At 74.4% G+C, this 17,587-nt stretch carries 22 protein-coding genes and 1 tRNA gene; 14 read left to right on the top strand and 9 right to left on the bottom strand.

Annotation, left to right across the window (positions count from 1 at the left end; translation table 11 throughout):
• Positions 1-21: 21 nt before the first annotated feature.
• Entirely contained in the window at positions 22-987 is a 966-nt protein-coding gene (locus QSK52_RS05760) for a hypothetical protein (RefSeq protein ID WP_285734228.1), read from the top strand.
• Here the strand turns inward: QSK52_RS05760 and QSK52_RS05755 are convergent.
• On the bottom strand, positions 978-1,574 hold the full coding sequence (locus tag QSK52_RS05755; protein WP_285734227.1) for a hypothetical protein: 597 nt from the start codon (positions 1,572-1,574) through the stop codon (positions 978-980). The two genes, QSK52_RS05760 and QSK52_RS05755, sit on opposite strands and share 10 nt — an antisense overlap.
• 26 nt (positions 1,575-1,600) lie before the next feature.
• The gene (locus tag QSK52_RS05750) at positions 1,601-2,122 is read right to left on the bottom strand and encodes a SixA phosphatase family protein (RefSeq protein WP_285734225.1); all 522 of its coding nucleotides are present in this window, start codon (positions 2,120-2,122) and stop codon (positions 1,601-1,603) included.
• A 114-nt stretch (positions 2,123-2,236) separates the two neighbouring features.
• Here QSK52_RS05750 and QSK52_RS05745 point away from each other — a divergent pair, with 114 nt between their 5' ends.
• Entirely contained in the window at positions 2,237-2,731 is a 495-nt protein-coding gene (locus QSK52_RS05745; protein ID WP_285734223.1) for an FBP domain-containing protein, read from the top strand.
• Positions 2,732-2,734: 3 nt separating this feature from the next.
• Here QSK52_RS05745 and QSK52_RS05740 read toward each other — a convergent pair whose 3' ends face one another.
• Positions 2,735-3,256, bottom strand: coding sequence for a YbhB/YbcL family Raf kinase inhibitor-like protein (locus tag QSK52_RS05740; RefSeq protein ID WP_285734221.1), 522 nt, complete (start codon positions 3,254-3,256; stop codon positions 2,735-2,737).
• A gap of 180 nt (positions 3,257-3,436) precedes the next feature.
• Positions 3,437-4,285 (bottom strand): alpha/beta hydrolase, encoded by an 849-nt coding sequence (locus QSK52_RS05735; protein ID WP_285734219.1) that lies wholly within the window; start codon positions 4,283-4,285, stop codon positions 3,437-3,439.
• A 94-nt stretch (positions 4,286-4,379) separates the two neighbouring features.
• On the opposite strand from QSK52_RS05735, the gene QSK52_RS05730 reads away from it, so the two are divergent.
• From QSK52_RS05730 to QSK52_RS05720, 3 genes are all read left to right on the top strand, one after another.
• Positions 4,380-5,543, top strand: coding sequence for a hypothetical protein (locus tag QSK52_RS05730; protein ID WP_285734217.1), 1,164 nt, complete (start codon positions 4,380-4,382; stop codon positions 5,541-5,543).
• A 145-nt stretch (positions 5,544-5,688) separates the two neighbouring features.
• Positions 5,689-5,985: a type II toxin-antitoxin system VapB family antitoxin gene (locus tag QSK52_RS05725; protein ID WP_014136828.1), complete on the top strand. Its 297-nt coding sequence runs from the start codon at positions 5,689-5,691 to the stop codon at positions 5,983-5,985.
• Positions 5,986-6,189: 204 nt separating this feature from the next.
• Entirely contained in the window at positions 6,190-6,882 is a 693-nt protein-coding gene (locus QSK52_RS05720) for a LytR C-terminal domain-containing protein (RefSeq protein ID WP_285734216.1), read from the top strand.
• A gap of 102 nt (positions 6,883-6,984) precedes the next feature.
• Here the strand turns inward: QSK52_RS05720 and upp are convergent, their stop codons facing one another.
• Positions 6,985-7,620, bottom strand: coding sequence for a uracil phosphoribosyltransferase (gene upp / locus QSK52_RS05715; RefSeq protein ID WP_285734213.1), 636 nt, complete (start codon positions 7,618-7,620; stop codon positions 6,985-6,987).
• Between the two features lie 156 nt (positions 7,621-7,776).
• Here upp and QSK52_RS05710 point away from each other — a divergent pair, with 156 nt between their 5' ends.
• From QSK52_RS05710 to QSK52_RS05675, 8 genes are all read left to right on the top strand, one after another.
• Positions 7,777-8,013: a hypothetical protein gene (locus QSK52_RS05710; RefSeq protein ID WP_285734211.1), complete on the top strand. Its 237-nt coding sequence runs from the start codon at positions 7,777-7,779 to the stop codon at positions 8,011-8,013.
• Positions 8,014-8,299: 286 nt separating this feature from the next.
• Complete coding sequence (locus QSK52_RS05705; RefSeq protein ID WP_285734209.1) at positions 8,300-8,866, top strand: hypothetical protein; 567 nt, start codon at positions 8,300-8,302, stop codon at positions 8,864-8,866.
• 29 nt (positions 8,867-8,895) lie between these two features.
• Positions 8,896-9,486 carry a nucleoside deaminase gene (locus tag QSK52_RS05700; RefSeq protein WP_435053162.1) on the top strand — a complete coding sequence of 197 codons (591 nt, stop codon included), beginning with the start codon at positions 8,896-8,898 and terminating at the stop codon, positions 9,484-9,486.
• A 52-nt stretch (positions 9,487-9,538) separates the two neighbouring features.
• Positions 9,539-9,628 (top strand) — tRNA-Ser (locus QSK52_RS05695).
• A gap of 379 nt (positions 9,629-10,007) precedes the next feature.
• Positions 10,008-10,172 (top strand): hypothetical protein, encoded by a 165-nt coding sequence (locus QSK52_RS05690; RefSeq protein WP_199811186.1) that lies wholly within the window; start codon positions 10,008-10,010, stop codon positions 10,170-10,172.
• A gap of 76 nt (positions 10,173-10,248) precedes the next feature.
• Positions 10,249-10,542 (top strand): Dabb family protein, encoded by a 294-nt coding sequence (locus QSK52_RS05685; RefSeq protein WP_285734206.1) that lies wholly within the window; start codon positions 10,249-10,251, stop codon positions 10,540-10,542.
• Between the two features lie 203 nt (positions 10,543-10,745).
• The gene (locus QSK52_RS05680) at positions 10,746-11,663 is read left to right on the top strand and encodes an RNA polymerase sigma factor SigF (protein ID WP_285734204.1); all 918 of its coding nucleotides are present in this window, start codon (positions 10,746-10,748) and stop codon (positions 11,661-11,663) included.
• Between the two features lie 156 nt (positions 11,664-11,819).
• Positions 11,820-12,686, top strand: a complete 867-nt coding sequence (locus tag QSK52_RS05675) for an RNA polymerase sigma factor SigF (RefSeq protein WP_285734202.1) — start codon at positions 11,820-11,822, stop codon at positions 12,684-12,686.
• 29 nt (positions 12,687-12,715) lie between these two features.
• Here QSK52_RS05675 and QSK52_RS05670 read toward each other — a convergent pair whose 3' ends face one another.
• Together QSK52_RS05670 and QSK52_RS05665 are read right to left on the bottom strand one after the other, a co-directional pair.
• Positions 12,716-13,564: a tyrosine-protein phosphatase gene (locus QSK52_RS05670; protein ID WP_285734200.1), complete on the bottom strand. Its 849-nt coding sequence runs from the start codon at positions 13,562-13,564 to the stop codon at positions 12,716-12,718.
• A 104-nt stretch (positions 13,565-13,668) separates the two neighbouring features.
• The gene (locus QSK52_RS05665) at positions 13,669-13,872 is read right to left on the bottom strand and encodes a hypothetical protein (RefSeq protein ID WP_285734197.1); all 204 of its coding nucleotides are present in this window, start codon (positions 13,870-13,872) and stop codon (positions 13,669-13,671) included.
• 150 nt (positions 13,873-14,022) lie between these two features.
• Here QSK52_RS05665 and QSK52_RS05660 point away from each other — a divergent pair, with 150 nt between their 5' ends.
• Positions 14,023-14,979, top strand: a complete 957-nt coding sequence (locus QSK52_RS05660) for an aldo/keto reductase (RefSeq protein ID WP_285734195.1) — start codon at positions 14,023-14,025, stop codon at positions 14,977-14,979.
• 122 nt (positions 14,980-15,101) lie between these two features.
• On the opposite strand, the gene QSK52_RS05655 is transcribed toward QSK52_RS05660, so the two are convergent.
• Entirely contained in the window at positions 15,102-16,064 is a 963-nt protein-coding gene (locus QSK52_RS05655; RefSeq protein ID WP_285734193.1) for a C40 family peptidase, read from the bottom strand.
• Positions 16,061-17,440, bottom strand: a complete 1,380-nt coding sequence (locus QSK52_RS05650) for an SPFH domain-containing protein (protein ID WP_285734191.1) — start codon at positions 17,438-17,440, stop codon at positions 16,061-16,063. Before QSK52_RS05650 ends, QSK52_RS05655 begins: the two co-directional genes overlap by 4 nt.
• Positions 17,441-17,587 lie beyond the last annotated feature (147 nt).

Raw genomic sequence — 17,587 nt, 5'->3', positions numbered from 1 at the left:
CCGTTCGGGGGGAACCGCATCATGAACGAACGCGCCCGTCTGCGCCGGTCCGCCGCCGCCCTGCTGGTGGCCGCGTCCACCACCGGGTCGGCCCTGCTGCTGACCGCCTGCGACCCGGAGGGCGAGGGCACCGGCACCGCCGCCTCCTCCCCGGCCACCGCCGCGACCACCGCCGCCCCGGCCGGGGGCGGCTCGCTGAACAGGACCGCGGGCACCCGTCTGACCGTCAGCACCGGCACCAGCACCGTGCTGATGGACGGCAAGGCCGTCGACTTCGGCACCGTGGTCCGCGACCTGGCCTGGTCCCCGGACGGCAAGCACGCCGCCTTCGTCGACGGCAACGGCAACCTGGAGACCTCCGACCCGGACGGCAGCCACAAGGTCGTCGTCGCCAAGGCCCCGTCCGGCACCACCTGGTCTCACCCGACCTGGCAGGTCTTCGGCGCGGACGAGCCGCACGGCGCGGGCACCTACCTGCTGTTCACCGCGGACGACAAGAAGAGCCTGCGCCTGATGTCGGTCGAGGCCAGGGCGGGCGCCAAGCCCGAGGTGCTGCACGTCGGCGACTCCGAGGGCGCGCAGATCCCGGAGACCGGCAACCAGTGGCCGAACTCCAACGGCCTGTCCGGCATGACGGTGTACGCCAACAAGGACGACGGCCAGGTCTACTTCCACGACGTGGTCAGCCGGACCAACGGCGGCGCCGTCGCCAAGGGCTCGCAGCCCGCGCTGGCGGACGAGGGCGCGCTGGTGTTCGTCCGCTCCGCCAAGGGGCACAGCCACGTCTTCGCCAGCCCGGGCGACGAGAACGCCGACCAGCAGATCGACCTCACCCCGGACGCGACGGTCGACTGCACCGAGCCCGCGATTAGCCACGACGGCAGGACCGTCGCCTTCCGCGGCCCGGACGGCGTCTACACCGTCCCGTTCACGGGCGGGAAGCCGGAGAAGGTGACCGACACCGTCGGCCTGCCCGCCTACCGCTGAGCGAGCCGTGCCAACTCCTCCTGAAGGTTCGGCAGTTGCTGGTCGGCGTTGTCGTGCGGAAGCCACTCGACCGGGTCCAGGAAGCGGAACAGCACCCTGGTCGGGGTGATCGCGAACTCGTACTCGTCGAAGCCGACCACCGCACCCGTGTCACCCCGGGCGGCCCCGCGCACCACGTGCGCGGTGAGCCCGTCCGGGGTGTCGCCCTGCGCGGCCGACACCCGGCGGCGGGCGTTGGAGCGGGCCAGGTACGGGCAGACCATCGCGGCGTACAGCATGCACGCCCGGTGCCCCGGCCCCTCCGTGGTGGGCGCCATGTTCCGGTACGGGCGGCCCGCCGCCAGCGCCTCGCCGATCGCCGCCGCCTCCGCCCCGCCGACCACCCGCCACACCGGCCCGCGCGGCATCAGCGTGTTGCACACCGAGCACAGCCGCTCCCGGGCGCAGGCCGCCGACCGCTCGTGGTCGGTCAGCGCGAACTGCGGCCGCCCGTCCTCCCACGGGGTGATCGCGGGCACCGGGTAGCCCCGCTCGTCACGCGGGCGGGCCGCCACGGCGGGCGGCTTGGGGACGGCATCGAAGCGCACACCCCATGCCTATCACGTCCCCGCACTCATCCGCGCGGCACCGCGTAGTCGGCCAACTCGGCGCTCCCCGGTGCGAGTTGCCCCCATTCGCCCGGTACGTCCAGCACCGCGATCCCGGCCGTGGCGAACTTCTCCCGCAGCCGCTCCAGCGCCTCGTTCCGGTGCCCGTTCCCGTTCTCCCGGGCCAGCCCCAGCACCAACTCCTGCACCTCGGGCCGGTGCCCGACCAGCATCACGGTGCGCACCACCGGCGGCAACTCCCGCAGCAGCTCCACCAGTTCGTCCGCGTCCGCGCGGTACGCCCGCGGCTCCAGGACGAGTTCGGGCGCGCCGCCGAGCTCCGGCTCGGCCAGCTCCCAGGTCTGCCGGGTGCGCACCGCGGTGGAGCACAGCACCCGGTCCGGCACCAACCCGTGCTCCGCCAGCCACCGTCCGGCCGCCACCGCGTCGGCCCGGCCGCGCTCGGCCAGCGGCCGCAGCTCGTCCGGGACGTCCGGCCAGTCCGCCTTGGCGTGCCGCAGCACGATCAACCGCCGCTGTTGGGTCATCCCCCCAGTGTGGCCCGCACCGCGAACCGCGCTCCACCCAACGCGCGGGCCGCCGGGCGATACCGGCGGAAAACCGGACGACGCGCCCGCCCCGGTTCGGTTAGCGTCGGGGGCATGCGTGCCCTGACCGAGCCCGAGATCCGGGCGTCCTTCGTCAACTGCTCCAAGGGCGAGGCCAAGCGGCTGCCCGTCCCGCGCGACCTGGCCGAGCGCCGCTGGGCCGACCTGGACTTCCTCGGCTGGCGCGACCTCGGCGCCCCCGACCGGGCCTACCTGGTCGCCGTCCTCGACGACGCCCCGGTCGGCATCACCCTCCGCTCGCCGAACGTGAAGCGCAGCCTGACCCGCACCAACGTCTGCTCGGTCTGCATCACCTCGCACGCGGGCAGCGGCGTCTCCCTGCTCACCGCCCCCCGCGCGGGCGCGGCGGGCCGCGAGGGCAACTCGGTCGGCACCTACCTCTGCGCCGACCTGGCCTGCTCGCTGTACGTCCGCGGCCTGCGCCGCCCCGCCACGGTCAGCCGCCCGGACGAGTCGCTCCCGCTGGAGGAGCAGATCGCCCGGACGGTCACCAACCTGGAGGCGTTCCTCCGCCAGGTGCTGGCCTGAGCCTCACGGCGCCGACTGGTACTCCACCGTCAGCAGGGCCCGCCCCAGCGCGTGCGCGGTCAGGTGGAACCCGACCTGCGCCGCCGGGGTGTCCGGCCCGACCTCCAGGGCCGGCACGTCCAGCGCGTGCACCACGAACACGTACCGGTGGGCCGGTCCGGGCGGCGGCGCCGCCCCGTCGTACCGGTGCCCCGGGAAGTCGTTGCGCACGTGGAACGCCCCACCGGGCAGCTCCCCGTCGCTCGCCCCGGCCCCGGCCGCCAGCTCGGTGACCTCCGCCGGCAGGTTCACCACCAGCCAGTGCCACCACCCCGCCGCCGTCGGCGCGTCCGGGTCGTAGCAGGTCACCGCGAACGACCGCGTCCCCGCCGGGAACCCCGACCACGACAACTGCGGCGACGTGTTGCCCGCCGCGTGCACGTGGGCGTCCGGCATCGTCCCCCCGTCCACCAGGTCCGCACTGCGCAACTGGAACGCCGGCACCGGCGGCAGGAAGTCGTACGGAAGCGGAATGCGCCCGGTCATCGGTCACCGTCCTCGTCGAAGGCCCTCGGTATACCGCCCCAGCCTATCCACGAACCCCCGCCCCAGCGCCCCGTCAGGGGCCCGGGGGACGGCGGGTCCGAGCTGCTGGCGGCCGGAGCCCACCGGAGGTCCGTGCTGCTCCGGGCCTTCGCAGCAGCGCCCCGAGGCCGCCGCAGGCTCTCAGCTCCGCCAGAGCCCCTCCACCGCCGCCCCCAGCACCGTCCCCACCCTCCCCAGGTCGAAGACCAGGTCGAAGTGGTTGCGCCCGCCCACCAGCAGTTCGTGCACCGGCACCCCCGCCTCCCGCAGCGCCTCCGCGAACTCCGCCTGCTGCCGCCCGAACTCGTCCGTCTCGTGCTCGCCCAGCGCCAGCACCACCGGCGGCAGCGCCGCCAGCGCGGCCCGCCCCGCGCGCAGCGGGCTGAGCGCGGCGGCCCTGGCCGGATCGAGGCCGAGCGGCTGGTTGACGTAGCTGAGGGCGACGGGCTCCAGGTCGTAGACGCCGCTGAGCAGCGCCGCCCCGCGGATCCGTCCGTGCAGCCGCTCGTCGAGCAGCGCCGACGCGGCCAGGTGCGCCCCGGCGGAGCTGCCGCTGAGCACGATCCGCTCCGGGTCGACGCCGAGTTCCGCCGCGTGGTCGACCAGCCACCGCACGGCGGAGGTGGTCTGCTCGACGATCCGCTCGACCGTCCACCGCGGGGCGAGCCCGTAGCCGACGGCGGCGAACGCGGTGCCGTGCGGGACGAGGTCGAGCGCGGGGAAGGCGGAGTCCTCCTTGCCGAGCTCCTGCCAGAAGCCGCCGTGCACGAAGACGTGCAGCGGCGCGCCGGGCCGGGCGGCGGGGAAGTAGTCGAGCAGCTCGGGCGCGTCCGGCCCGTAGCGCAGTTCGCGGTGCCCGGGGAGTTCGCGCAGGGCCCGGCGGCTCTCGGCCGCGTACGCCGCGAGTTCGGCGTCGAAGTCGGCGGCCCGGGTGCTGGGCGAGTACTCCCGGTCGAGTTCCTGCTGGTCGAAGCCCCGGTAGACCGTCATGGCGCCGCTCTCCTCACCCAACCAGGTATAGACCAATACGGGAGCGCACGGTTAGCGTGGTCACTCCCCGTACTTCCTTCTCCGGAGTTGCCCCGTGGAGACGTCCGTCCTCGCCTTCGCCACCGACCTGCTCGACGAAGGGGCCGACACCTTCTTCGGCAACCTTACCGACCGGGCCGGGGTCGGCGGCGTCACGCTCGCCTCGGTCTACCACGAGGCCCGGGACGTCTTCCCGCACAACCCGCGCCGGGCGCTGCGCTACCTGGAGCCGGGCGCCGCGTACTTCCGCCCCGACCCGGAGCGCTGGGCCGGGCGGCGGCTCGCCCCGCTGCCCTCCACCGCGATCGGGGAGCGCGACCCGTTCGCCGAGGCCGCCGAGGAGACCCGCCGCCGCGGCCTGAAGCTGCACGCCTGGACGGTCTTCTGCCACAACGACCGGCTCGGCTTCGCCCACCCGGACTGCGCGCCCGCCAACGCCTTCGGCGACCGCCACCTGACCGAGCTGTGCCCGGCCAACCCGGAGGTCCGCGACTACTGCCGCACCGTGGTCGAGGAGCTGGGCCGCTACGGCGTGGACGCGGTCCGCGCCGAGTCGCTGCACTTCCACGGCCTGGCGCACGGCTACCACCACGAGCGCTACTTCGAGGAGCTCGGCCCGGTCACCGAGGCCCTGCTGTCGGTCTGCTTCTGCCCGCACTGCCTGGCCGCCGCGACCGCCGCGGGCGTCCCCGCCGAGCACGTCCGCGACACCGTCCGCACCGAGCTGCGCGCCCGTCTCGCCGACGAGTCGCGCGCCCTCGCCCCGGCCGCACTGGACGAGCTGGCGGGCGGCGCCTTCGCCGCCTACGTCGACGCCTCGGCCCGCACCGTGACCTCGCTGGCCGCCGAACTGGCCGCCACCGCCGCCGAGCACGGCATGCGGCTGACCTTCATGGACGGCGGCGGCCCCGGCACCGGCTGGCTGTCCGGCATCGACCTGCCCTCGCTCGCGGGCGCCGCCCACCAGATCGAGACCCTCGGCTACGCGAGGACCCCGGAGGCCGTCCGCGAGAAGGTCGCCGCCTTCGCCCTGCACGGCGTCCGCCCGCAGGACATGGCGGTGATCCTGCGCCCGATGGCGTCCGACTGCGACGGGCCCGCCAACCTCACCGCCAAGATCGCCACCCTGCGCGAACTGGGCGTCCCGGAGGTCGAGTTCTACCACTACGGCCTGATGCGACTGTCCTCGCTGGACCGGATCGGCCAGGCCCTCCGCTAGTCCCCGACCGCCCGTCCGACCGCCCGTCCGGTGCCCGGAACGGCACCATTCGCACCCGTATCGACCGCTCCGTCCCCGCCGCCGGGCAACGCACCGTTCGCCCCGCCTGCTGCGCCCGGAGCGTCCCGAACGGTAGGCTTTCCGTGTGATCTTCAAGCGCATCGGCAACGGACGGCCGTACCCGGATCACGGCCGGACCAGCACCCGCCAGTGGGCGGACGTCGCGCCGCGTCCGGTGCGGCTGGACCAGTTGGTGACCACCAAGGGCCAGTTGGACCTGGAGACCCTCCTCGCGGAGGACTCCACGTTCTACGGGGACCTGTTCGCCCACGTCGTGAAGTGGCGCGGCGACCTCTACCTGGAGGACGGCCTGCACCGCGCCGTCCGGGCCGCCCTCCAACAGCGGCAGGTCCTGCACGCCCGCGTGCTGGAGATGGACTGACCCCGGGTCACCCGCGGACGGGTGCAACCGGGGTCGGTGCCGGTACGTCCTTTCGAGTGCCGTCGTCCCCCGGACGATGATCATCCAGTACCTCCGCACCCGTTGTCGGATTAGTCTGCTGACTACAGCGGTCAGGCGGCCCGTCCCCCACGGCCGCCCCGCGGTCACCGACACCCCACCCTGGCACCCACGGGGAGACAGACCATGAGCATGTTGACTCCCCGGGGCTTGAAGGGGAAGCAGTACCGCGTCACCGGAAACGCCTACCCCCGCCTCGGCCGCCCCCCGCGCCGCGGCCGGAAGATCGCCCTCGGACTGGGCGGCGTCCTCACCCTGACCCTGGTGACGGTCGGCGGCGTGCAGCTGTACGACGTCTTCACCGGCAAGCACAAGGACGCCACCGCCCAGGCGTGCGCCCCCGCCTCCGGCAAGCCGCTCGCCGCCCCGGAGAGCTCCCCCTCGGCCGGCGCCCCCGCCTCCGCCGCGGCCTCCGGCGCACCGGCGCCCGTCCCCAGCAACACCGCCGTCCCGCAGCCCGCCGCCGTCACGGTGAACGTCTACAACGCCACCGACAAGTCCGGCCTGGCCGCCCGCACCGCCGACGAGCTGCGCAAGCGCGGCTTCGTGGTCGACAAGGTCGGCAACGCGCCCGCCGCGCTCGACAAGAAGGTGCCCGGCACCGCGCAGATCCTCAGCGGCCCCGGCGGCCTCGGCGCGGCCACCCTGCTGCTCTCCCAGGTCGCCGCCGCGACCGCCACCGAGGACACCCGCACCGACGCCACCGTCGACTTCGTCATCGGCGACACCTTCAGCGCCCTCGCCGACCCCGCCCAGGCCGCCGCCGCCCTCGCCGAGCTCACCAAGCCCTCCCCCTCCCCGGAGCCCGGCCACTGCTGAACCCCGCCGGGGGCGCGGGGAACCGCACCGCACGCCCCCGCGAACGCACCGGATCCGGCCGAGGACGGCACCCCGTCCCCGGCCGGATCCGTTCTTCCCGTCCTAGCCCGCCGTCCCGTACAGCCGGTCCCCCGCGTCGCCCAGCCCCGGCACGATGTAGCCGTGCTCGTTGAGCCGCTGGTCGACCGCCGCGGTGACCACCGTGACCGGCCGGCCCGCCAGCTCGCGCTCCATCACCGCGACGCCCTCGGGCGCGGCCAGCAGCACCACCGCGGTGACGTCGGTCGCACCGCGCTCCAGCAGCATCCGGATCGCCGCGACCAGGGTGCCGCCGGTGGCCAGCATCGGGTCGAGGACGTAGATCTGCCGCCCGGAGAGGTCGTCCGGCATCCGGGTCGCGTAGGTCGACGCCTCCAGCGTCTCCTCGTTGCGGACCATGCCGAGGAAGCCGACCTCCGCGGTCGGCAGCAGCCGGGTCATGCCGTCGAGCATGCCGAGGCCGGCCCGGAGGATCGGGACGACCAGCGGGCGCGGGTAGGAGAGCCGGGTGCCCTCGGTGACGGCGACCGGCGTGGTGATCTCGACCGTGTCGGTGCGGACGTCCCGGGTCGCCTCGTACGCGAGTAGGGTGACCAGCTCGTCGGTGAGCCGCCGGAAGGTCGGCGAGTCCGTGCGCTCGTCGCGCAGGGTGGACAGCTTGTGGGCGACCAGCGGGTGGTCGACGACGTGGAGACGCATGGACCAACGGTAACGGCCACCGGCACGTGTGTACGACTCCGTACGAACCGGGACGACCGGGGCGACCCGCCGCACCACCCGGGAGCGCGTCCGGAATCACGGAAGTCGGACCGCTCCTGTGGTATCCCCGGGGCCGATCTGGGAAAGTCGGAACCTATGAAGAGCAACCCGACGCGGGCGACCACCGCCGGCGCGGGCGGGTCCGGCTCGACAGACGAGTCCCGTCCGACACCAGAGACCGAGGCGGAGACCGACGCGGCGCGGCGCAAGCGCCGGGCCGTGTTCCTCCGCGAGCTGGCCGAGGCCCGGGAGCTGAGGGCCCGGGTGCAGCCGAGGCGGACGAAGGAGCGCCGGATGCGCGAGGCGTTGCGGATGCGAACCTTCCGGATCTGACGGTCCCCGGGACCGCGCCCCGCACCGGAGTTGCGCCCCCGGGAGCGCCCCGGCGCCCCCGCCGCAAGACGTCCGACGGTCAAGATCCGCGCCCGGAGCGGCCGGAAGCCGACCATTCCGACACGACCTGCGAAGACGCGCTGCCGAACACCCCCCGCAGCGGCGGCCTTTCTGTCACGATGCGGTGGGACGGTCCGAACAGCGGACCGCCTTCTGGCGCGGGGGCGGCCGGACCGCACCCGCCCGAGATCGCCGACAGCCGAGACCAATCTTGGGAGTGTCCCTGGTGGCGTACTTCGCTGCAGTGCTTGCTCGCACCGGTGCCGGGTGGGATGTGAGCGAGACGGAACTCGACGACGTAGAGACCCTGGCCGACCTGACCGACCTGGCCCGCGAGGCGGCCGAGGACGAGGACACCGTGCTGGTCTTCATCGAGCAGGAGGACGCGTGGTTCGCCGTCCTGCGCATCGACGGTGAGGACGACCCGCGGATCTTCGTCTCCGACGCGGCCGCGGCGGCGCGCAGCTCGTACGGCGCCGTGCTCACCGACGAGTTGATCGAACAGGACGGGGAGGCCGACTTCGACGACCTCGACGGGCTCGTGGCCGGGCTCGACGACGAGGACGAGGACGCGGTCGCCGAGGCCGCCGACGACGAGGACGACGAGGAGCCGGCGGTCGGGCGGGGCGCGAACCCCATCGGGCCGATCGGCGACGCCGAGCTGCTGACCGAGTTCGGGATGACCGCCGCCGACCTGCTGGAGCTGGCCGGGGAGGGCGCCGTGCCCGGCGACGCGCTCGGCGAGATCGCCGAGGCGCTCGGCTGCGGCGAAGTCCTGGAGGCCGTTCGGTAGCGGCGGGCCCGGTGCCCGACACTGGGTCCATGCAGCCCGTCCCCCTTCCCTCCGACACCCTGGGCGAACGGCCGCGGATCGCCCCGCTGCCCGCCCCCGAACGCCCCGATCCGGTCCGCGACCGGTGGACGGGCCGGATGCGCCTCGCGATCGAGGAGGCCGCCCTGGCCACCGCCACCGGTGACGTTCCGGTCGGGGCGTTCGTCCTGGGCCCGGACGGCACCGTGCTCGGCCGGGGCCACAACGTCCGCGAGGCGGTGGGCGACCCGACCGGCCACGCCGAGGTGGTGGCGATCCGCCGGGCCGCGGCCGCGTTGAACGAAGCCGCGCGGAGCGCGTCCGACGAGGGCGGTGGCGGGCGACGGGCGGGCGAGTGGCGGCTGAGCGGCTGCACCCTGGTCGTCACCCTGGAGCCCTGCACCATGTGCGCGGGCGCGATCGTGCTCTCCCGGCTGGCCCGGGTGGTCTTCGGCGCCTACGACCCGAAGGCGGGCGCGGCCGGTTCGCTCTTCGACGTCGTCCGCGACAACCGCCTCAACCACCGTCCCGAGGTGGTCGGCGGAGTCCTCGCCGACGAGTGCACCGCCCAACTGCTGGCCTTCTTCGACACCCGGCGCTGACCCGTCCGGAACGGATTTCGCCCCGTCCTCCCGATCCGGTAGAGTTCCCCTCGGTAGCGTGTCCGAGCGGCCAAAGGAGCACGCCTCGAAAGCGTGTGTGGGGGCAACTCCACCGTGGGTTCGAATCCCACCGCTACCGCCACTCGAAGGGCCCGACCGGATTCCGGTCGGGCCCTTCGGCGTTCCCGCGGTGGGGGCGGCAGCTCCGGGGGGACGAGCTGCCGCCCCTGGCGGAGGTCCCACAACCGGGGCCGCGTCGGGGGGAAGCCGCGGCGCCCGGTCCCACAGCGGGGGCCTCCGGATCGCCGTACCGGGGATTCCTGCCAGATCCTCGGTACATCAACCATCCTGCCGCCCCGCCCCGGTGGGCACATCCGGAGAAAGCCCCGTCCGCGCAGGACCTTCGTCCCGGCGGGTGAACCCGCCCCTCACTCCTTGCGCCGTCCGGTGGATAAGCTGCCGGGTGGCAGGGCCGCACGGGGAGAGGGCGGCGGCCCGACTCAGGGAGGCAGGCCCGTTCGATGGCTCAGGCGAAGAAGGTGGCCATGTGGATCCTGGTCATCTTCGTCATCTACACGATCATCACCTCACCGGAGCGTTCGGCGGACCTGGTGAAGTCCGGCTTCGTGGGCATCTCGGACGCCGCCAAGGCGGTCGGCTCGTTCATGACCGGACTGGTGCGCTAGTACCGTTGCGGGGTTCGTCCTTCCGGGGCGCTCCCGCGGGCGGGCGCGCCCTCCACCACCCGCGAGGAGCGGCATCGTGATCCGGCACCTGGTCCTGTTCAAGCTCAACGAAGGCGTCACCAAGGAGGACCCGCGGGCCGTCGCGGGCGCGAAGGCGTTCGCGGAGCTCGGCGCGCTGATCCCGGAGCTGCGCGAGTGGGAGTGCGGCTGGAACTTCGCCGAGCGGGACATCGCCCAGGACTTCGCGATCAACAGCCTGGTCGAGGACCGCGAGGCGCTGGCCGCGTACCTCGGCCACCCGGCCCATCAGGCCGCCGCCGCGCAGTGGCGCGAGTTCGCCACCTGGGTGATCGCCGACCTGGAGGTCTGACCCCCTCCCGCCTTCCCTCGTACACGCACGACCCGGCGGCCCCCGCCCTCCGCCCGAGGGCGGGGGCCGTAGCACACTCCGCCGAATGCTGGACGGTTCGTCAACACGCCTTCGCCGGGTACTTGCCCGGCCACAGAGCGACTTGTGATGCTATGACCGGTTTTGCCGGAAATTGGCGAGGTGGTTCTCAAGGGAGGGGTGACGTGTCCGTGCGGACGCAGCAGGGCAGTGCGCCCGAGGACCGGGTCGAGGACCGGATCGAGGACCGGAGCACTGACCGGAGCGGGCCGCAGGCCGAGGACCGGCCCGAGGACCGGCCGGACCCGCTCGAACTCGCCGCCCGCCGCCCCGGGAACCGCGGTGCCGTGGACGTCCGCACCCTCACCCGGGTGCTCTTCGAACGACTCGCCGAACTCCCGCCCGACGCCCCCGAGCGCGCCCGGGTCCGCGCCGCCCTGATCGAGATCAACATCCCGCTGGTCCGCTACGCCGCCACCCGTTTCCGCAGCCGCAGCGAACCGATGGAGGACATCGTCCAGGTCGGCACCATCGGACTGATCAACGCCATCGACCGCTTCGACCCCGGGCGCGGCGTCCAGTTCCCCACCTACGCGCTGCCCACCATCCTCGGCGAGATCAAGCGCTACTTCCGCGACAACGTCCGCACCATGCACGTCCCGCGCCGCCTCCAGGAGCTGTGGGTGCAGGTCAGCGGCGCCATGGAGGAGCTGACCGTCACCCACGGCCGGGCCCCCAAGGTCCCCGAGATCGCCGCCAACCTGCGCATCCCCGAGGAGGACGTCCGGGCCTGCCTGGACGCCGGCCGCGCCTACAACGCCGCCTCCCTGGAGGCCGCCCAGGAGCACGAGGGCGGCCTCGCCCTGCTCGACCGGCTCGGCTACGAGGACACCGCCCTCACCGACGTCGAGCACCGCGACATGGTCCGCCACCTGCTGGTCCAGCTCCCCGAGCGGGAGCGGCGGATCATCATGCTGCGCTTCTTCGCCAACCTCACCCAGTCGCAGATCTCCACCGAACTCGGCATGTCCCAGATGCACGTCTCCCGGCTGCTGTCGCGGATCCTGTCCCGGCTGCGCACCGGGAACTCCTGGGAGGAGTGAGTCACCTCCTGTTGCCCCGTGTCACCGGCGGGTGACGAGTCGCGACGATCGGGTTTGCCGGGGCCGGTGCGCCGGTATGGAGGAGTCAGACCCGTCAGCCGGGAACCACCGCGGGGTGGCGACCGTTCGACAGACAGTCACGAGGGGGTGGGCGCCGTGTTCACAGAACCGGGCAGTGCGGTCATCGAGGCCCAGGCCGAGGCCGAAGCCGTCGCCGTAACGATCCCGGCCCAGGCCGGTCCCGCCGAGGCCCCCGACCGGGCCCTCGACACCCGTACGCTCTCCCGCGCGCTGTTCCGCCGCCTGGCCGGGCTGGAGGGCGGCAGCGCGGAGCACACCTACGTCCGGGACACCCTGATCGAGCTCAACCTGCCGCTGGTCCGGTACGCCTCCGCGCGCTTCCGCAGCCGCAACGAGCCGATGGAGGACATCGTCCAGGTCGGCACCATCGGACTGATCAAGGCCATCGACCGCTTCGACCCGGACCGCGGCGTCGAGTTCCCGACCTTCGCCATGCCCACCGTGGTCGGCGAGATCAAGCGCTTCTTCCGCGACACCAGCTGGTCGGTGCGCGTCCCGCGCCGCCTCCAGGAGCTGCGCCTGGCCCTCACCAAGGCCGGCGACGAGCTCTCCCAGCGCCTGGACCGCTCCCCCACCGTCCCCGAACTCGCCGCCTACCTCGGCGTCTCCGAGGACGACGTGGTGGAGGGCCTCGCCGTCGGCAACGCCTACACCGCCAGCTCCCTCGACTCCAGCCCCGCCGAGGACGACGGCGGCGACGGCCCGCTCGCCGACCGCCTCGGCTACGAGGACCTCGCCCTGGAGGGCGTCGAGTACCGCGAGTCGCTCAAGCCGCTGCTCGCCAAGCTCCCGCCCCGCGAGCGCCGGATCATCATGCTGCGCTTCTTCGGCAACCTGACGCAGTCCCAGATCGGCGAGGAGATCGGCATCTCCCAGATGCACGTCTCCCGCCTGCTCACCAAGACCCTCGCCCACCTCCGGGAGGGCCTCACCGCCGAGTGAGGGCCCCCGCGGCGCCCGGCCGGGCGGGGCTAGACGGTGCAGGCCCGCCGCAGCCGCACCAGGTGCTCCTCGGTCAGCCCGAGGCCGTCCTGCCAGAAGTGCTCGAAGCCCGTCCAGCCCAGGGCGACCTCCTCGAAGGCCGCGTCCAGGTAGGCCGCCTCGGCGCGGGCCAGCGGCGCCATCAGCGGGTCGACGCGGGCGATCAGCGCCGCGGCGCGCTCGTTGGTGAGCAGGTAGTCCGCGCGGACGGCCTCCCGGTCGACGCCGAGCGCGGTGAGCAGCAGGGCCGCCGTCCACCCGGTGCGGTCCTTGCCCGCCGTGCAGTGGAAGAGCACCGGCGCGCCGTCCGCCTCGACGATCAGCCGCAGCACGGCGGCGAAGCGCGAGCGGGCGACCGGGTCGGTGACGAACCAGCGGTACATCGCGGTCATCATCGCGGCGCCCCGCCCGTCCCCGAGCGCGGCGTGCACGGCCGCCGGGTCGCCGCTGCCCAGCGCCCGCCGCAGCTCCACGTACAGGTCGAAGTCCGCGGAGAACACCGGCAGGTGGTGCAGGGTCGGCCCGAGGCCGTCGAGGGCCGGAACGGTGAGCGTCGCCGCCGCGTCCGGCGGTAGCACGGCCGCGGGCAGCCCGGGCACCAGGTCGGCACCCAGGTGGCGGACCTCGTCCAGGCTGCGCAGGTCCACCACGTGGCGCAGCCCGAGCGCGCCCAGCAGCGCCCGGTCGTCCTCGCCGAGGCGGCTGAGCGCCTCGGCGCGCAGCAGCGCGCCCGCGCGCACGGTGCGGCCGTCCGCGGTGCGGTAGCCGCCCAGGTCGCGGGCGTTGACGGCGGCGGCCAGGCCGAGGCTCCTGGCGGTCACGGTGGACGGCGCGGTCACGGGTGCCTCCTGGCGGCGGTGCGGCGGACCCGGCCAGTGTAGGCACGCCCGTCGGCGGGGCCGCCCGGTGCGTCCGGCCGGCCCCGTGCGGACGGGCGCGGGTGTTACTTGACGGCCAGCCAGATCACGCCGACGACGACCGCCAGGGCCACCACGGCCCCGATGACGATCAGCGGGGTGCGGCTCGACGAGGAGCTGCTGCTGCCGTAGGTGGTGACGGTGCCCGGGGCCTGCGGGGCCGGGGCCTCGTCGACGAACGCCCGGAACATCTGGGTGGACCCGGCGGGGTCGTAGTCGTTGTCAGCCATGGCACCGGACTCTAGCCGCCCCGGGCGGCCCGCCGACACCCCGGACCCCGTCCGGCCACCGGTCTGCACGGACCCCTCACCACGGCCGACCCGGACGTGGACGCACGGCCGGGCGGAATCAAGCCGGACCCGAACGGGTTGTGTCCCGTCATGACCAACAGTGACGCCCCCCGGGTGAACCTCGGCCCCTCCGACCTCGCCGTCTCCCCGCTGGCCCTCGGCGGCAACGTGTTCGGCTGGACGGCGGACGCCGCGCAGTCCTTCGCCGTCCTCGACGCGTACGCCGCCGCGGGCGGCAACTTCCTCGACACCGCGGACGTGTACTCGGCCTGGGCGCCGGGCAACTCCGGCGGCGAGTCGGAGACGGTCATCGGCGACTGGCTGCGCAGCCGGGGCAACCGCGAGCAGATCGTGGTCGCCACCAAGGTCGGCATGCTGACCGGCCTGGACAACCTGCGCCCCGAGACGATCAAGCGCGGCGCCGAGGCTTCGCTGCGCCGGCTCGGCGTGGAGCGGATCGACCTGTTCTACACCCACCGGGACGACCCGGACGTCCCGGTGGAGGAGATCGTCACGGCCTTGGACGAGCTGGTCCGCGAGGGCAAGGTGCGCGAGGTCGCCGCGTCCAACATCGGCCCGGAGCGGCTGGCCGCCTCGCTGGAGTTCGCCGAGCGGGAGGGCCTGGCCAAGTACGTCGCGGTGCAGCCGCACTACAACCTGGTCTCCCGCGACACCTACGAGGGCCCGCTGGCGGACGTCGTCGCCGCGCACGGCCTGTCCGTCGTCCCCTACTACGCGCTCGCCTCGGGCTTCCTGACCGGCAAGTACCGCCCGGGCACGACCGTCGACTCCGCCCGCGCCCAGGGCGCCGCCCGCTACCTGGACGACCCGCGCGGCCTCCGGGTGCTCGCCGCCCTGGACGAGGTCGCCGCCGCGCACGGCGTGCAGCCCGCCACCGTCGCGCTGGCCTGGCTGGCCGCCCGGCCGACCGTCGCCGCGCCGCTGGCCAGCGCCCGCACCGTCGAGCAGCTGCCCCCGCTGCTGGCCGCCGCCTCGCTGCGGCTGACCGAGGCCGAGCTGAAGCTGCTCACCACGGCCTCCGACTGACCGGTCCGCGCACGGGCGGCGGCCGCCCCTCCCACCACGCGGGGGGAGGGGCGGCCGCCGTGCTTCCCGGCCGTCCGGGAGCCGGTCCCGGGGACCGGCCGGTGACCGGCCTCGGACCGGCCTCAGGGGCGGCCGAAGAAGTCCGGGTAGTAGCCGCTGTTGAGGCGGGAGACCCGGACGTCCTTGCCGGGGCGGGGCGCTTCCACGTACGTCCCGTCCCCGAGGTAGATGGCCACGTGGTGGATGCCGGAGACCCGGCCGTTGCTGGACCAGAACACCAGGTCGCCGCGCTGCAGCTGCCCCGAGGAGATCGGGGTGGCGGCCCGGTACTGGTCGTCGGCGACCCGCGGGGTGGCGATCCCGGCCCGGCGGAACGCCTGCTGGACCAGGCCCGAGCAGTCGAACCCGTTCGGCCCGTTGCCGCCCCACACGTACGGCTTGCCGAGCTGCGCCAGCGCGTAGGACACCGCCGCCTCCACGCCACCCGCGGCGGGCTGCGCGGACTGGGCGGACTGGCCCGACTGCGGGGCGCCGCGGTCGCCGGTCCGGGCGACGTAGACGTCGTAGTGGCTGGTGTAGCGCCACTCCCCGGCCGCGTTCCGGAACCAGTAGACCTTGCCGTCCCAGCCCTGCCGGATCCCGCCGGAGGACTGCGCGGGGGCCTGGTTCGACGGCTGGGCCTGCGGCTTCGCGCTCCCCCCGCCGCCGGTGCGGTCGAGGTAGACGTTGTACCACTTGGTGTAGCGCCACTCCCCGGCCGCGTTCTTGAACCAGTACACCTTGCCGTCCCAGCCCGGGCCGGACGGCGCGGGCATCGCCTGCGCCGCGGTCGCGCCGAGGCCGAGCCCGACCGCTCCCGCGCCCGCCAGCACCGAGGTGACCAGGCAGGTCGAGCGCACCGCGCGGTGTATTCGACCCGGCCGCTCGGCCGCGGCGGACCCGCCGGTGCGGGCCGCCGGACGGGCGCACGAGGCGCACCGGCAGGCTGACGCACCGTCGGATTCGGCGAAGCCCAGCAGCGGGGCGCCGGAGAAGTCCGGGAGGTCGGCGGGGTCGGTGGATATCGAGGCGAGCGCGGTCGTCACGCGGGTTTCCCTTCCTTGCGGTTCGGGCGGGCGGCCGGGGCGGGCACCGAGGCGGTGACCCCGGCCGGGGCGACGAACGCGACCAGCAGCTGCTCCATCAGGGCGCTGCGTGCGCTGTCGTCCAACTCGTGGGCGGTGGCGCGCTCCAGGCGCCGCACCGCGAGGGCCGCGGCCTCCACCGCGTCGTCCACCAGGACGGTCCGCAGCCCGGCGTCCAGGTCGGCCAGCCGACGGCGGCGCATCGACTCGGCGACCTCCGGCGCGTAGTCCAGGGCCAGCGGCTGCACCGAGTACACCTCGACCCCGGCCGGGGCGGTCTCGGCGGCCAGCGCCCGGGTCAGCTCGTCGGCGAACCACTGCCCGTCGCGCAGCGCGGGCCCCGGCGCGGAGTTGGAGTCGCACGGCAACAGGGAGGCGGTTCGGGTGAGGACGGCCTGCACCTGCTCGCGCAGATACGTTTCGTGATCGGCGATGCCCAGCGTCACCCGGGCGGTGTCCTTGACCCGCCACACGATCAGCAGCCGCACCACCAGCGGCGTCCCGGCCCGGTCGGTGACGTGCACCGGCTCGCTGCGCCAGTGCCGCAGCCGGACGTCCACCCGGCGGCGGCGCACCAGCGGGTTCACCCACAGCAGGCCGGTGCGGCGGACGGTGCCGCGGTAGCGGCCCCAGCGGGTCAGCACCCGGGTCTCGCCGCCCGGGTTGGCCAGCAGGCCGCCGAGCGCGGCCAGCATCGCCAGCCCGATCGCGCTGACCGCGGCGAGCGTGCCGTCGCCGACCTCGGCCTCCCCGCCGGCCCTCGCCGCCGCGTCGCGCAGGTCGGGCACCCCCGGCAGTTGCGGCAGCACCCCCGCCCGGGCCAGCACCAGCAGCGTCCCGGCCGCACCGGCCAGCAGCACCAGCAGCGGCAGCCAGCCCGGCAGCGCGAACGCCCGTCGCTCGCGCAGCGACTGGTCCGCGCGCGGCGGACGGCGGTGGGTCGCGGCGTCCGCGACCGTCGGGTGCGCCGTCGGCTGCTTCGCGGTGGCCGCGCTCAACCGGCGCAGCCCGCCCGACGCGGCCGCGGCCGCCGGGGCGGACGCCGCGGGCTCGGCCGCGGGCTCCGCGGTGGCCCGGGGCCCGGGCGGGAACGCGGCCGGGTCGTCCGCACCGACCGGCACCAGCGCGGCCGGGTCGACGGCCGCGCCCACCACCGGGAGCGGCTGGGTGTCCGCCCCCCGGTCGAGGGCGTCCTCGGCGGGCGGGGCGGTCGTGATCAGCGGCTTGGTCACCGCCTTGGCGACCGCTTTGGTGAGTTGGGTCGCACCGACCGGGGGCTCGGGTGCGGCGGAGGGCCGGGAGTTGGGTCGCGGCGACGAGTCGCGGGTGACGTCCATGCACGTGTCCTAGGGGTTCAGAGTGTCGCGCAACGGGCGGCCCGGATCTGACGGGCAGTGCCAGACTCAGGCTAGGTTGATAAGTCATCAAATGCGACATTTGGTGGGCGGTGTGTCGATCTGTCCGCTCTGCGGGTACGAGTCGGC

Source organism: Kitasatospora phosalacinea (assembly GCF_030268885.1).
Classification (GTDB): Bacteria; Actinomycetota; Actinomycetes; order Streptomycetales; family Streptomycetaceae; genus Kitasatospora; species Kitasatospora phosalacinea_C.
Note: the sequence above shows the minus strand (reverse complement) of the source record. Positions and strands in the feature narration are given on the sequence as shown.

Excerpts from the sequence above, each read along its gene's own strand:
- QSK52_RS05760 (WP_285734228.1), top strand. The coding sequence starts at position 22 with ATGAACGAACGCGCCCGTCTGCGCCGGTCCGCCGCCGCCCTGCTGGTG.
- QSK52_RS05750 (WP_285734225.1), bottom strand. The coding sequence starts at position 2,122 with ATGACCCAACAGCGGCGGTTGATCGTGCTGCGGCACGCCAAGGCGGAC.
- QSK52_RS05745 (WP_285734223.1), top strand. The coding sequence starts at position 2,237 with ATGCGTGCCCTGACCGAGCCCGAGATCCGGGCGTCCTTCGTCAACTGC.
- QSK52_RS05740 (WP_285734221.1), bottom strand. The coding sequence starts at position 3,256 with ATGACCGGGCGCATTCCGCTTCCGTACGACTTCCTGCCGCCGGTGCCG.
- QSK52_RS05735 (WP_285734219.1), bottom strand. The coding sequence starts at position 4,285 with ATGACGGTCTACCGGGGCTTCGACCAGCAGGAACTCGACCGGGAGTAC.
- QSK52_RS05720 (WP_285734216.1), top strand. The coding sequence starts at position 6,190 with ATGAGCATGTTGACTCCCCGGGGCTTGAAGGGGAAGCAGTACCGCGTC.
- upp (WP_285734213.1), bottom strand. The coding sequence starts at position 7,620 with ATGCGTCTCCACGTCGTCGACCACCCGCTGGTCGCCCACAAGCTGTCC.
- QSK52_RS05710 (WP_285734211.1), top strand. The coding sequence starts at position 7,777 with ATGAAGAGCAACCCGACGCGGGCGACCACCGCCGGCGCGGGCGGGTCC.
- QSK52_RS05700 (WP_435053162.1), top strand. The coding sequence starts at position 8,896 with ATGCAGCCCGTCCCCCTTCCCTCCGACACCCTGGGCGAACGGCCGCGG.
- QSK52_RS05690 (WP_199811186.1), top strand. The coding sequence starts at position 10,008 with ATGGCTCAGGCGAAGAAGGTGGCCATGTGGATCCTGGTCATCTTCGTC.
- QSK52_RS05665 (WP_285734197.1), bottom strand. The coding sequence starts at position 13,872 with ATGGCTGACAACGACTACGACCCCGCCGGGTCCACCCAGATGTTCCGG.
- QSK52_RS05660 (WP_285734195.1), top strand. The coding sequence starts at position 14,023 with ATGACCAACAGTGACGCCCCCCGGGTGAACCTCGGCCCCTCCGACCTC.
- QSK52_RS05650 (WP_285734191.1), bottom strand. The coding sequence starts at position 17,440 with ATGGACGTCACCCGCGACTCGTCGCCGCGACCCAACTCCCGGCCCTCC.